Genomic DNA, 13,570 nt, shown 5'->3' with positions numbered 1-13,570 from the left:
TTCCTTAGTCGATTCCGAGGGTCGTGGTGAGGAGATCGGGGAGATAGGCGACCGGCCCGAGCTGGTCGCCGGTCATGAAGCCGGCGGGGGCGTCGATCACCTGCGGGATCCGGTTGACCGTCGTCGCGCAGGTGAGCTCGACCGTCTTGGGCTCGGTGACCACAAGCTCGGTCCGGGGCTCGCCCTCGATGATCCAGTCGTTGTGGTCGACGTCGCGCGGGCCGTAGACCTTCCCGACGACCTCCATGACCAGGGTCGGGCCCTGGACGGTCGTCGCCGTGGCCCGCGCCAGCATGCCGGTCACCTGGCCCGGCGGGATCTCGCGCCCGAGGGTGAGGGAGGTGATCGGACCGCTCGAGAAGATCGGTTCGAGGTCCTGGGTGATCCCGGAGACGTCCAGGCCGAGGGCGCCCGCCAGCCACGGCGGGACGTTGAGCGCGAAGGAAGGCACGTTCGCCGCGCGGATCTGTGCGTCGAAGGCCGCGGGGTCCAGGCCCACACCGTGCACCTGCGCGAGGGCGATGCCGTAGTCGTCCACGTTGTAGGTCGAGTACCCGCGGATGGCGTCGATGCGGTGGGTCGCCCCGGCGGTCGCTGTCACCAGGCTGCCCCAGAAGACGTCCTGGTAGCCGGTCCCCAGCAGCGTGCAGTCGTTGCGCCGGGCCAGCTCGTCGAGCCGGGCTGTGATCTCGGGGGAGGTGTTCCACGGGAAGAAGGCCTCCTCGCAGGTGGACACGGCGTTGATCCCGCGCGAGGCGCAGGCCTCGAAGAACGGTTCCATGTCGGACATGAGGGAGAGCAGGGTGAGCACGACGACGTCGGGCATGGTCGCGTCGAGCACGCCGTCGGCGTTGTCGGAGATCGTCACCCCGAGCGGCTCCGCGAGGCCGGCGACCTCACCGAGGTCTCGCCCCACGAGCGCCGGGTCGGAGTCGATCGCGCCGACCACGTCGGCGCCCTTCTCCACGAGGTAGCCGACAATGACGCGGGCCATGTTCCCGCAGCCGTAGATCACGACTCGAATGGGACGAGCAGACATCATTGCCTCCGCACCTGGCGCGCGTCGTAGGTGAGCGTCGTCGGTGAGCACCGCAGATGAGCACCGATGCTTCGAGCATAGGCACGGTCGCGCGGTCCTGCCGGGGCGGATGACCGTCCCAGCCTCAGTGCCCGCGGGCGATCCACTCCGCCAGGTGCGGCGCCTCAGCCCCGATCGTGGTCGAGTCGCCGTGCCCGGTGTGCACGACCGTCTCGGGCGGCAGGGTCAGCAAGCGGGTCCGGATCGACTCGACGATCGTCGGGAAGTCGCTGAAGCTGCGCCCGGTCGCCCCCGGCCCGCCGGCGAAGAGGGTGTCCCCGGTGAACACGACGGAGAGGTCGGGCACGTAGAAGGACACCGAGCCGGGGCTGTGCCCGGGGGTGTGCAGGACGTGCACGGCGGTCCCGGCGACGACGATCACCTGGCTGTCGGCGAGGTCGGCGGTGGGCGCGGCATCGGGGTGCGTGAGCGCCCAGAGCTCGCGGTCGGCCGGGTGCAGCCAGATCGGCGCACCGAGACGCTCCGCGAGCCGGGGCGCCTGGCGGACGTGGTCGTCGTGGGCGTGGGTGGCCAGGACCGCGAGGACCGTGCGCGCCCCGACCGCGGCGACGATCGCGTCGACGTCGTGCGGGGCGTCCAGGACGACGACCTCGGAGTCGTCCCCGAGGATCCACACGTTGTTGTCGACGTCGAAGGTCTGCCCGTCGAGGGAGAAAGTCCCCGACGTGACCAGGTGCTCCACCCGCGCGGTCACAGGACCACGACCGATCGCAGGACGGTACCGGACTTCATCGTCGCGAAGGCCTGCTCGACGTCGCCGAGCCCGATCCGTTCGGAGACGAAGGCGTCGAGCGGCAGCCGGCCCTGGGTGTACATCTCCAGCAGCGCCGGGAAGTCCCGCTCGGGCAGGCAGTCCCCGTACCAGGAGGACTTGAGTGCGCCGCCGCGTCCGAACACGTCGGCGAGCGGGATGTCGAGCATCATCTCGGGGGTGGGGACGCCCACGAGGACGACCGTCCCGGCGAGGTCGCGGCCGTAGAAGGCCTGCTTCCACGTCTCTGGGCGCCCGACTGCGTCGATCACGACGTCCGCGCCGAAGCCGTCGGTGAGGGCAGTGATCGCCGCGACGACACCATCCTGGTCGAGTCCGGAGGAATTGATGGTGTGGGTCGCGCCGAGGGCGCGTGCCCACTCGAGCTTGGAGTCGTCGAGGTCGATCGCGAGGATCCGGCGAGCCCCGGCGAGATTGGCCCCGGCCACGGCCGCGCAGCCGACGCCGCCGCAGCCGATCACCGCGACGGTGTCCCCGCGCTGGACGGGCGCGGTGTTGACCGCCGCACCGAGACCGGCCATCACGCCGCAGCCGAGCAGCCCAGCCACCGCGGGGTCGACGCCGGGGTCGACCTTGGTCGCCTGGCCGGCGGCCACGAGCGTCTTTTCGGCGAAGGCCCCGATCCCGAGCGCGGGGCTCAGCGGGGCGCCGTCGAGCAGCGTCATCTTCTGAGTCGCGTTGTGCGTGTTGAAGCAGTACTGCGGGCGACCGCGTCGGCAGGCCCGGCACTGCCCGCACACCGCGCGCCAGTTGAGCACGACCGAGTCGCCGACGACGACGTTCTCGACGCCCTCACCGATCGCCGAGACGGTCCCGGCGGCCTCGTGGCCGAGCAGGAAGGGGTAGTCGTCGGTGATGCCACCCTCGCGGTAGTGCAGGTCGGTGTGGCAGACGCCGCAGGCCGCGACGTCGACGACGACCTCACCGGGCCCGGGGTCGGGGACGATGATCTGCACGGTCGAGACGGGCTCACCCTTGGCGAGCGCGACGACGGCGTTGACGGTCCAGGGCATGGTTCTCCTCGGGTGGTGGGGTGCTGGTCCCAGGCTACGTGCAAGAGCACGCCGGGCCCGGGCCCGGGCCGTGACATCATCCGGCGGCCTCCTGTGTACTAACTGCGGCTGAGCGGTCGATAGGGCTTGTGACAGGGACGCCGGAAGGCCACCCTCGAGGCCGGACCGAATGATCCAGCCCTCTCGCGGCGGCGCTGAGCCGACGTCAACGAAATGGGCATTGCATGCGCAATCCACTGACCTACCTGTCTCTCGGCCGCAGGCTCGCTGCGGCGTTCACCGTCCTGTGCGTGCTGCTCGTCGTCGTCGCCACCGCAGGTCTCAACGGCTCGATCAGCCAGCGCGCGGTGGCGCAGCAGACCACAGCGCTGCATGAATTGCGGACCGATGTGCTCCAGCTGCGCTACCTCGACGCCGACGTGAGCGGGTGGCAGGGCTACTTGTTCGTCGACGCGCTCGTCGACGGCCCCGCCGCCGCAGTCGCGGCCGACAACGCGACCATCATGGGGCTGGACGAGTCGCGCGCGGCGGGCTACGCCCTCCTGACCGTCCTCGAGGCCTATCCCCTGACCGACTCCGAGCGGGTCCTAGTGGGTTCCCTGGGGACCCAGTGGGCGGACTACTTCGCCCTCACCGACTCGATGCTGGGCCTGATCGCCGAGGGCACCGGGCCGTCTCTCGACGCCGCCCACGAGATTCTGAACGGGGGCCTCGACACTGCCTGGGTCAACCTGCTCGATACCACCTCCGAGTTTCAGGCGAGCGTGGACGACCGGATCTCCACCCTGGACGCTGACGCCGACGCCGCCTCGTCCGGCGCGCGCCTGCAGGTGATCGTCGCTGGGGCCCTCGCGGTTCTGATCGCAGTCGGACTTGGCACCGGCATCACACGGTCGATCGTGCGCCCGCTGCGGCAGTGCGTCATCGCGCTCACAGCCATGGCCGACGGCGACCTCACCGTCGCCACCGACATCCCGAACCGGGATGAGGTGGGTGACATGGCTCGCGCGCTCGCCCGAGCGCAGGCGTCGCTGCGCGACACCCTGTCCGGGGTCGGCGAGACTGCTCAGACCGTGGCCGCCGCCGCCGAGGAGCTCTCGGCCGCAAACTCGCAGGTGACCGCCGGGTCTGAGGAGACCAGCGCACGCGCCGGGGTGGTCGCCGCTGCCGCCGAGGAGGTCTCCCGTAATGTGCAGACCGTCGCAGCGGGCGCCGAGCAGATGGGCGCCTCGATCCGGGAGATCGCCCAGAATGCCAATGAGGCCGCAAAGGTCGCCAACCACGCCACCGGCGTGGCCGCCTCCACGAACGACCTGATCACCCAGCTCGGGGTGTCCACCGGGGAGATCGGCAACGTCGTCAAGGCCATCAGGTCCATCGCCGAACAGACCAACCTGCTCGCCCTGAACGCCACCATCGAGGCCGCTCGGGCCGGGGAGGCCGGCAAGGGGTTCGCCGTCGTGGCCGGCGAGGTCAAGGAGCTCGCAAGCGAGACCGCTCGCGCTACCGAGGAGATCACCCGTCGCGTCGAGGCCATCCGGGCCGACACGACCGGTGCCGTCGTCGCCATCGGCGAGATCAGCGCGATCATCGGCTCCATCAACGACTACCAGCTCACCATCGCCAGCGCCGTCGAGGAGCAGACCGCCACCACCAACGAGATGTCCCGATCGGTCTCCGAGGCTGCCACCGGGTCCGGGGACATCGCGGTCAACATCACCGGGGTTGCATCTGGCGCCGCCACGTCCAGCGAGGTCCTGGTCCAGATGGGCGGGTCCGTCAACGAGCTCGCCCGCATGTCGGCCGACCTGCGGGAGCGCATCTCAGCATTCACCTACTAGTGGCCGCACATTCGTCGGTCGAAGCCACCATGGTGACGGACGCCGGGTAGTCGGCGGGAGCTGCGGCGTCGGGCACGGGCGACGGCAGGTGACGGCGCCAGCAGGAGACGACGACGCCGAAGCAGCCGAGCGCGAGCACCGCGCCCCCGGCGAACATCTGCGGGTACGTCCACGTGCTGGCGAGCGAGGCCAGCAGCACGGGGACGAAGAACCCGAGGTAGGCGAGGGAGTAGTAGACCGCGACGGCGCCGGCGAGCCCGTCCGGCCCGGCGATGCGCTGGGCTTCCTGGAGCCCAGAGACGAGCAGCAGCCCGTAGGCCGACCCGAGCACGGCTGCGGCGACGACCGCGGCGAGGATGCTCAACGTCGAGGAGGCCCACACGGCCAGCACCATCCCGGCGACGGTGACCGCGAGCCCGACGGCGACGGCCCGGGCATTGCGGGGGGTGTCCACCCTCTTGGCGAGCTGTTGGGTGACGAAACCGCTGCCCAGGCCGATGAAGCAGAGAAGCCCGGAGAAGCCCGTCTCGTACCCGGGGACCCTGTCCGCGAGCAGCGCGGGCAGGATCGCGTATGCGCTCGCGGCGACCCCGAACGTCCACGGCGCAGAGGGCAGCACGACGAAGAGGAAGCGGCGGTGGCGGGCGGCCGGAACCCGCAGGTCGTTGATGAGCCGGCCCGGGGTCAGGCTCCGCGGCCGGGTCTCGGGGACGGAGAGCATGAGGGCGGACAAGCCGACCGTGATGACGATGTTGACCGCGTAGGGCAGGACGGTGGGCGCTGGGCCGAACTGGGCGAGCGTGGCCGCGACCGCGGCGCCGAGCGCGAACCCCGCGGTCAGTGCGAGGGAGGCTCGGCGTGCGCCGAGGCCCGCGTCGGCGGAGTCCTCGAAGGGCGGCTCGGAGAGCTCCTTGACCCAGCTGGTCCCCACGGCCATGACGAGGCCGAGGGCCACGCCGGACAGCACCCGTCCGGCGTAGAGGAGGACCTGCGCGTGGGTGCCCACCGCCAGCATGGCGCTGCCGACGATGCAGAGCAGGGGAGCTGGCAGCAAGAGCGGGCGGCGCCCGTACCGGTCCGAGAGCGGGCCGCCGATGAGCAGGGCCGGGATGATACCCAGCACGTACGCCCCGAGCAGGAGGTTCACAGACACCGCACCGAGACCCTCGTGGCGGTACATGACAAGCAGCGGAGTGAACTCGTTGCCGCCCCAGGCGACCGCGAACAGGGCGCCGCTGGCGCGCAGCCAGGGGCGGGCCGCCCGTGGCTGGGTGTGGTGGAGCGAGGTCGAGTGCGCAGAGGTCGAGTGCGCAGGGGCCGCGGGGGAGAGCGTCGGGGCGGTCATCGCAGGAGGTCCCGGTGAATGTCGTGCATGTGATCGATCAGCGCCCGGGTGAAGCCTGCGGCGTCCTGGTCGGCGATCAGCCGGGCGAGCTCGGTGTGCTGGCCGACGATCGCGTCGAGCTGGCCGGCGCGAGCGCGCACCGACCGCGCGGTCATCCGCTGCTGGCGGTCACGCAGGGTCCGGTAGACCTCGCGCAGGATCGAGTTGTCGCCGGCGTCGACGATCCCTTGGTGGAAGTCGACGTCTGCCCGGGCGAAGGCGGTCAGGTCGCCGGCTGCAGCGGCCCGGTTCTGGTTGGCGACGACCTCCGCCAGGTGCGCCGCGAGCAGCGTGGCGGCGTCTGAGTCCAGGCAGACCTTGCGGACCGCGGCGGACTCGATCACCTGGCGGGCCTCGATGACCTCGGCGATCTCGCCGGGCTGGACGGGGCGCACGAGGGCACCGCGCTTGGGGAAGAGCTCCATCCACCCCTCGGCCTGCAACCGGAGGAAGGCCTCGCGGACGGGGGTGCGGCTGACGCCGAGCTCGTCGGCGATCTGCCCCTCGCTGATGAGGGTGCCGCCGGGGAGGGTGCCGTCGAGGATCCGTTCGTGCAGGACGGCGTGGGCGCGGTCTGCGGCGGAGACGGGGTGCGCGGGGGTGGTGGTGCTGCTCTGGAGCACGTGCTGGGCTTCTTCCGTATAGATCATAGATACAAGTTGTATCTTAGACCCGATGGGGAGCCGCGGCCACCGTGCCCGGCTGTGGATCACCGTCGGAGGTCAGTGACGCCACCTACAGTGGGCGGGTGACTTCGCTCGATCTGACCCCGCCGCCCGCCACCGCCACCACCCACACCCGCGCGCTCGAGGTGCTGCGCTCGGTCTTCGGCTACGATGCCTTCCGCGGCGACCAGGCGGAGATCATCTCGACCGTGATCGACGGCGGGGACGCCCTCGTCCTCATGCCCACCGGGGGTGGGAAGTCGCTGTGCTACCAGGTGCCCGCCCTCGTGCGGCCCGGCGTCGGCGTCGTCGTCTCCCCGCTCATCGCGCTCATGCAGGACCAGGTCGACGCGCTCTCCGCGCTCGGGGTGCGCGCCGGCTTCCTCAACTCGACCCAGATGCCGCACGAGCGCCGGGCCGTCGAGGACGCGTTCGTCGACGGGACCCTCGACCTGCTCTACCTCGCGCCCGAGCGGCTGCGTGTCCCTGAGACCCTTGCCCTGCTCGACCGCGGGCAGGTCTCGCTCTTCGCGATCGACGAGGCGCACTGCGTGTCCCAGTGGGGGCACGACTTCCGCCCGGACTACCTCCAGCTCTCCGTGCTGCACGAGCGCTGGCCGGACGTCCCGCGGGTCGCGCTGACCGCGACGGCCACCGAGACCACGCATGCCGAGATCGCCCGGCGGCTGCAGCTCGAGGACGCGCGGCACTTCGTCGCGAGCTTCGACCGGCCCAACATCCAGTACCGGATCGCCGCCAAGAACAACCCCAAGGCCCAGCTGCTGGACCTGCTGCGCACCGAGCACCCCGGCGACGCCGGGATCGTGTACTGCCTCTCCCGCAAGTCGGTCGAGCAGACCGCGGAGTACCTCGTCGCCCAGGGGATCCCGGCGCTGCCGTACCACGCCGGTCTCGGCGCTCAGGTGCGGGCGGCCAACCAGTCGCGTTTCCTGCGCGAGGACGGCTTGGTCATGGTCGCGACCATCGCCTTCGGCATGGGGATCGACAAGCCCGACGTGCGCTTTGTCGCTCACCTCGACCTGCCAAAGTCCGTCGAGGGGTACTACCAGGAGACCGGCCGCGCTGGCCGCGATGGCACGCCGGCGACCGCCTGGCTCGCCTACGGCCTGGCCGACGTCGTCCAGCAGCGCCGCATGATCGACACCTCCGAGGGCGACGCCGCGCACCGGCGCAAGCTCTCCGCGCACCTGGACGCCATGCTCGGGCTGTGCGAGACGGTCGAGTGCCGCCGTGTGCAGCTGCTCGCCTACTTCGGCCAGGAGAGCGCGGCCTGCGGCAACTGCGACACATGTCTCAACGCGCCCAAGACCTGGGACGGGACGGTCGCCGCGCAGAAGTTCCTGTCCACGGTCGTGCGGCTGGAGCGCGACCGCGGGCAGCGCTACGGCGCCGGCCACCTGGTCGACATCCTGCTGGGCAAGGAGACCCCGCGGGTCACCCAGCTCGGCCACACGACCCTGAGCACCTTCGGCATCGGTTCCGACCTGTCCGACGGCGAGTGGCGCGGCGTCGTGCGCCAGCTGCTCGCACGCGGCCTGCTCGGGGTGGACAGCGAGGGATACGGAACCCTCGAGCTCACCGAGTCGAGCGCCGAGGTGCTCTCCGGGGCGCGGCTTGTCATGTTGCGCCGGGAGGCGCCCAAGGCGGCCAAGGCCGCCCGCACGCCGCGGTCGGGTGCTCGCGGCGCAAAGGTGGCCGTCGACCTGGACGACTCCGCCGCAGCGGTCTTCGAGCGGTTGCGCGCCTGGCGCGGCGCGACCGCGAAGGAGTCCGGGGTGCCCGCCTACGTCGTCTTCCACGACGCGACCCTGCGAGACATCGCCGTGCTGCACCCGTCCACCCTCGACGAGCTCGCGGCGGTCAGCGGGGTCGGTGCAGCCAAGCTCGAGAAGTTCGGGGCGGGAGTGCTCGAGGCGGTTGCAGCCGTGAGCGTCGCATAGGTACTTGCGGGACGGTAGTGTCTGCGAATGTGACGCTTCCGGCATATTCGAGATTCCTCCTGTCCTCAGCCCTCGCGGCAGGGCCCCACACACTTCACGCGTTGATGGCGGCTGTTGCGGACGCACTATGGGCGCCTGGGCGCACCGAGTCGGAGTTCGGTGAGTTCCTCGCCGAGATGCCCGGCGTGAGCCTCGTCGACGGGTACTACGTGAGCGACCATGCACTGGCGCGCGGGCGGACTACCCCGGTTGTCGTGGTCGGTCCCGCTGCGCAGGGCTTGCCCGGCGAACGAGGGCTCGCCGAGGAGGGGCTGCCGGCGACGCTGACGACCGTCACGACGGCCGCCGGGCTGTCGCTGGTCAGCGGTCCGGTGACGGTAGCCACCGCGGCGGCGGGCCAGATGCGGTTCTGGATCTTCCACGATCCGCGGCCCGTCATCGGAGCGCGGTACCTGGTGACGCTCGTCGGGAACGCGGCGTCGATCACCCCTGACCTCATCGCCCAGGTGATCAGGCTGACCGAGGACAACTGCGCCGATCGAGCCATCATGGTGGCCCAGCGCGCGATCGCGGCCGCGGCCGATGCCTATGCCAAAGGCAAGCCAGTGCTCCTCGTCCCCGCGGCCGAGGTGGCGCGGGTTGGGCGGGAAGTTCGGCGGGGGTGACGAGAAGGCTCTCGGTCAGCGGTCACCCGCGACTCCCTGTTGCGTCGACTCGGTGAACCCCAGCGCCCGGCCCAGCAGTGTCGTCCGGCTGCGGGCCCCGGTCTTGGTGAACACGGACTTGAGATGGTCCTGCACCGTGTTCACCGAGACCGACATGTGCCCGGCGATCTCTCGGGTATCTCGCCCGGACGCGAGATGGGCCAGCAGCTCGGTCTCCCGCGCACTGAGCCCGAAGGACCGCGCGTACAGATCGATCCGGTCCGTGGGCGACGACTCTTCGAGAGTCACGGCGATGGTGTTCTCGCTGATCCGCGCGGCCCTCGCGGTGACCCAGAACCCTTCGCCCAGGTGCGCGCGCGCCGAAGGTCGATGGTCGTCGACGCCCTGCTCGTGCGCGAGAAGCTGCCCCGCCACGTTGTAGGCGATCGCCGGGATGGGCGACCTGCCCGGAGCAGGTGGCAGCAGGGTGCCGAGCCATTCCTCGCTCGCCACCGTCTGGCTCAGCACGGTGAGCTCGAGGAAGGTGCAGTCGGCAGTGCTGAACGGCCCCGAGCTCTCTAGCCGCCACAGGTCGAGGAAGGCCCAGCATCCGAATCTGTCCGCGTACGCGCTCGAGGTGACGTCGCCGATGGCGTAGCCGGACAGCACGTCGGTCCACAGCCGACTCTGCTCCCGCCGCTCGCCCAGCGATGCCGCTGACGCCAAGGTGGTCCAGCGGTTGATCGACGTCAGGTACTTCGACCGGATCGCGCGGGGCAGGTCGCGCACTGTGGGGATCTGGGCCAGGGGCGTCGAGCCGACGCAGGTGACAGGGTCGGTCATGACCCAGACGTGGGCGTCGAAGCCGATCGCGCGGCGTATCTCGCCGAGGAGCGCCACGCGCAGGACGGTTCCGTCGGTCGCCGTGTGGCACAGAGCCTCGATGTGCTCGCGGGCTCTGATCCTGACGGTCGCGGTGACCATCATCCGAGGCTACGCCGGGCGCTGGGAAGATCCCAGAAACCTGGGATGGGCAGGGGAATCGCACCGTCCTAGCGTGGAGATATCAACCCAGGGAGGTCGCCATGTTCACCGTCCACATCGAGCACGCCGTCCAGGACTTCGACGGCTGGAAGGTCGTCTTCGACCGCTTCTCCGACATGCGCACCCGCCACCGGGTCCGCCGCTACGACGTCTCCCGCCCCACCGACGACCCGAACTACGTCATGATCGGGCTCGACTTCGACTCGCGCAGCGACGCCGATGCCTTCCTCACCTCGATGCGCGAGGTCTGGGGCGCCCCGACGGCGGCGACCGTGCTTGCGGGCGCCCCGCGGGTCCGGGTGACGGAATCTGTTGAGTTGGGTCCGTGACGCAGGGGCGGGTCCGTCGTCCTCAGGGCTCCATGTCGTCATGCGTGACGATCCGCGACAGCTCGATCGTCTCCCCGAGCGCCCAGTAGTGCAGCCGCCGCGCCGACGGGCTGCTCTGCTGCAGGGCCACCCGCCAGCACACGGCCCCGTCCTCGCGCTGGCGAGCGGGCGACCCGCCCGTGCCGTTGATCCGGAGCAGGTGCGGCGCGCGGGTCGCGCTGGTCTTGGCAAGCCCCGTGAGCACCTCGACGACGACGTCGACCACCTTCGCCCGGCTGATGCCCTCGGTCGCCGCGAGCGAGGCCACGAACCGCGGGCCGACGATGTACGGGCCGAGCGGGAGCTCGGGTTTCTGATCGGCGGGAATCCGGCGCGCCCAGGCCAGCGCCACCTCGAATCGGAACTGTTCTTCAGGATCGTTGAAAGCGCCGGAGTAGTCGTGCGTCTCGGCCGCGGCGGGACGTGACTTGAGCTTCTTCTGCAGCGTGCGGCGGGTGTCCTCGGCCTTGCGGTACTTGGTCATGGCCCCCGCAAGCTTGGTCCGCGTCCTGGTCAGCTCCTCCTCCTGGCGGCGGGTCAGCACGCGCAGGCTGAGCAGCTCGTGGAAGGTACCCAGCGCGCCGTCGTGCATGGTGGCGGGGGGACCCGCGATGGTGGCGGTGGGGGGCGGGGGGACGTCGGCCCGTGGCTCTTCGACCGGCTCGGGCTCGATCGGGGCGGCCACCCGGGGCGCGGGCAGCGTGAGCCACGGCGGGCCGCCGGGGAGCAGGGCCGGGGTGTCGACATGGGCGTCGTCGTCGATGTCATCCAGGCGCAGCTCGAGCCGGGAGCCCACGGCGATCACCCGGGCCAGGATGACCTCGCCCGCGGTGAACAGCTCGTTGACCAGGTCGAGCGGGTTGTCGGTGACGAGGAACCGGGGGATCCGCACGACCATCGACGGATGCGGGCGGACTGTCACGCTGCCCTCGTCGGCGGATGCGACGTCGACCAGAACCACGTCGCCTGGTGCGTAGCCGCGCAGGAATTCTTCGGCTGGAGCGATGGCATGGCGGATGTCCAGACGCCGGGACTCCGGGTCGAGCGGACCGGTGATCGGCTGGCCCGCGCGGACCAGCTGCTCGAGGGCGATGCCGGGAACGGTCAGCTCAGCCCAGATCGTCGCCTGGCCGCCATGGTCCAGCTGGACGATGGCGCGTTCGCCGATCAGCCCCTGCACCACTCCGCTGTGCTCCGTGGTGGAGTGCGGGTCGTCGCCGACCAGCAGCCCGGCGCGCAGCGCGGCGGCCATCGTGTCGGAGAGGAGCTGTGCCACGACCTTAGGAGAGTCCGCAGGGGAGTAGGCGAAGCGCAGGGGGCTCGCGTACGGGTCGCTCACCCACGCCTGGTCGACGCCGTAGACGCGCCCGGCCCCGCCATAGACCTGCGTTTGAGACGGCATGGCGGTCGAGAACGCCCAGGAGACGTTGCTGGTCGGCATCACGACGACCTCGCCGAGGTCGCCGACCTCGGTCTTGAGCTCGGCGGCGTCGATGAACGGCGCCTGGCTGCCGGTCGCGATGGTCACGACCGCGACCGGCCACCCGCGGCCGGCGCTCAACAGTCGATCGGCCAGCTCAGCAGCCTCCGCGGCGGTGTGGATCTGCACCACGGCCTTCGGCGGAGCAGTCTCGGAGGGAGGCGTGCCCATTGCGCTCACGGCAGGAGGGGATGTGAGGGCGCCTGCCCGCAGGCGTTCCCGGTTGCGGTTGCGCTGCGGCATGGGAGCCTCCTCGGGTGACGTCGTCGTGGGGAGAGCGTAGGCGACCGTACCGACATCGGCGAGGACGCGCGGCGGCCTGGGCGGGCGTAGCCCTGGCGGCAGCCGTCTTACCAGGGGGTCGTGTCCGCGCCGCTGGGAATCAGCGCCTCGATGATCGCGGACCAACGCGGCTGAGCTTCGCTGGGCAGGCCTGTCAGGAAGTGCTTTGTCATGAGCAGCGACTGGACAACGGCGCCCATGGGGCCGGATGCAGCCGCATACCTGACGAAGTCGCTCCGCGACAGGATGATCGGTGACGGCCGACTGATGTCGCCGTGCATCTCCAGCAGCCACTGCGTGGAAAGGCAGCGCCTGCACCCCAACCCGGGCATCACCGAGCGCCGCTTCATAGAGCGTGTCGTAGTTCGTCGTAACTGCCTGCGCGCAGCGAGGCGAGCAACGCACGACCAGGCCCTACCGGGTGGATCAGCGATCACGGTCGCGCCGCGCCCCCCATGATCGCGGTCACGAGACCCTGATTCGCCAAGACCCCTCTGCGTAACGTACTGTTCATCAAGTCAGCCCGACAGGGAGGCACAGACACCACTGCGAAGCTCGCAAGAGCCGCCGCGAAGTGGCTGTTCCCGGGGTTGGAACTCCTTTACCAGATGTCCTGAGGTCAGGTTCTGCCTGAAATCGGATGCTGGGACGCGAGAGGGTGTCTTCGGCCGGTTTGATTCGCTAGGAATAGCGGATTGGACAGGGCGGGATTCACCGGGTAAGTTTGAACGGTTGCCCCAAGAGAAGGACCTTAGCGGTCTGGAAGTGGTGCGCGTCCGCTCCTTGAGAACTCAACAGTGTGCTTAATAGTCAATGCCAAGACCCCTTGTCTGGTGTTGGTTGCTGGGTCTTCGATCTGGTGGCTGATTCGCAGCAAGGTTTATTTGGTATGAATTGAAAACGCAAGTTTTCGGTTTGTAGCCTTGATTAATCAAGTGCCTCTTTGCAGGGGTGCTTGCTTCGTATGGTTGTTAACTGGTTTCGACTGGTTGATATCAAACATTTACGGAGAGTTTG

The 13,570-nt window shown here is 70.0% G+C and carries 12 protein-coding genes; 4 read left to right on the top strand and 8 right to left on the bottom strand.

Going from position 1 to position 13,570, the window contains the following annotated elements:
- Positions 1-4: 4 nt before the first annotated feature.
- The 3 genes from BLQ50_RS16860 to BLQ50_RS16850 all read right to left on the bottom strand — a co-directional run bounded on the left by BLQ50_RS16860 (position 5) and on the right by BLQ50_RS16850 (position 2,884).
- Complete coding sequence (locus BLQ50_RS16860) at positions 5-1,039, bottom strand: NAD(P)H-dependent amine dehydrogenase family protein (protein WP_093186494.1); 1,035 nt, start codon at positions 1,037-1,039, stop codon at positions 5-7.
- Between the two features lie 124 nt (positions 1,040-1,163).
- Positions 1,164-1,793 carry an MBL fold metallo-hydrolase gene (locus tag BLQ50_RS16855; protein ID WP_093186270.1) on the bottom strand — a complete coding sequence of 210 codons (630 nt, stop codon included), beginning with the start codon at positions 1,791-1,793 and terminating at the stop codon, positions 1,164-1,166.
- On the bottom strand, positions 1,790-2,884 hold the full coding sequence (locus tag BLQ50_RS16850) for an S-(hydroxymethyl)mycothiol dehydrogenase (protein ID WP_093186268.1): 1,095 nt from the start codon (positions 2,882-2,884) through the stop codon (positions 1,790-1,792). The genes BLQ50_RS16855 and BLQ50_RS16850 overlap by 4 nt, the downstream gene beginning before the upstream one ends.
- A 224-nt stretch (positions 2,885-3,108) precedes the next feature.
- On the opposite strand from BLQ50_RS16850, the gene BLQ50_RS16845 reads away from it, so the two are divergent.
- The gene (locus BLQ50_RS16845) at positions 3,109-4,725 is read left to right on the top strand and encodes a methyl-accepting chemotaxis protein (RefSeq protein WP_093186265.1); all 1,617 of its coding nucleotides are present in this window, start codon (positions 3,109-3,111) and stop codon (positions 4,723-4,725) included.
- On the opposite strand, the gene BLQ50_RS16840 is transcribed toward BLQ50_RS16845, so the two are convergent.
- Together BLQ50_RS16840 and BLQ50_RS16835 are read right to left on the bottom strand one after the other, a co-directional pair.
- A complete protein-coding gene (locus BLQ50_RS16840; RefSeq protein ID WP_093186263.1) occupies positions 4,715-6,070 on the bottom strand; it encodes an MFS transporter in 1,356 nt (451 codons plus the stop codon). The genes BLQ50_RS16845 and BLQ50_RS16840 overlap by 11 nt on opposite strands.
- On the bottom strand, positions 6,067-6,759 hold the full coding sequence (locus BLQ50_RS16835) for a GntR family transcriptional regulator (protein WP_093186261.1): 693 nt from the start codon (positions 6,757-6,759) through the stop codon (positions 6,067-6,069). Before BLQ50_RS16835 ends, BLQ50_RS16840 begins: the two co-directional genes overlap by 4 nt.
- Before the next feature lie 98 nt (positions 6,760-6,857).
- Here BLQ50_RS16835 and recQ point away from each other — a divergent pair, with 98 nt between their 5' ends.
- Positions 6,858-8,735, top strand: a complete 1,878-nt coding sequence (recQ, locus tag BLQ50_RS16830; protein WP_175559179.1) for a DNA helicase RecQ — start codon at positions 6,858-6,860, stop codon at positions 8,733-8,735.
- A gap of 104 nt (positions 8,736-8,839) precedes the next feature.
- Positions 8,840-9,400 carry a hypothetical protein gene (locus BLQ50_RS16825; protein ID WP_093186258.1) on the top strand — a complete coding sequence of 187 codons (561 nt, stop codon included), beginning with the start codon at positions 8,840-8,842 and terminating at the stop codon, positions 9,398-9,400.
- 15 nt (positions 9,401-9,415) lie between these two features.
- On the opposite strand, the gene BLQ50_RS16820 is transcribed toward BLQ50_RS16825, so the two are convergent.
- Complete coding sequence (locus BLQ50_RS16820) at positions 9,416-10,363, bottom strand: response regulator transcription factor (protein ID WP_093186489.1); 948 nt, start codon at positions 10,361-10,363, stop codon at positions 9,416-9,418.
- Between the two features lie 101 nt (positions 10,364-10,464).
- Here BLQ50_RS16820 and BLQ50_RS16815 point away from each other — a divergent pair, with 101 nt between their 5' ends.
- Positions 10,465-10,752, top strand: coding sequence for a hypothetical protein (locus BLQ50_RS16815; RefSeq protein WP_093186256.1), 288 nt, complete (start codon positions 10,465-10,467; stop codon positions 10,750-10,752).
- A 22-nt stretch (positions 10,753-10,774) separates the two neighbouring features.
- Here the strand turns inward: BLQ50_RS16815 and BLQ50_RS16810 are convergent, their stop codons facing one another.
- Complete coding sequence (locus BLQ50_RS16810) at positions 10,775-12,514, bottom strand: hypothetical protein (RefSeq protein ID WP_217629198.1); 1,740 nt, start codon at positions 12,512-12,514, stop codon at positions 10,775-10,777.
- Between the two features lie 107 nt (positions 12,515-12,621).
- Positions 12,622-12,903: an SIR2 family protein gene (locus BLQ50_RS16805; protein WP_093186253.1), complete on the bottom strand. Its 282-nt coding sequence runs from the start codon at positions 12,901-12,903 to the stop codon at positions 12,622-12,624.
- Between the last annotated feature and the right edge of the window lie 667 nt (positions 12,904-13,570).

Source organism: Sanguibacter gelidistatuariae, from assembly GCF_900096585.1.
GTDB lineage: Bacteria > Actinomycetota > Actinomycetes > Actinomycetales > Cellulomonadaceae > Sanguibacter > Sanguibacter gelidistatuariae.
This window is presented reverse-complemented; position numbering and strand designations above follow the sequence as displayed.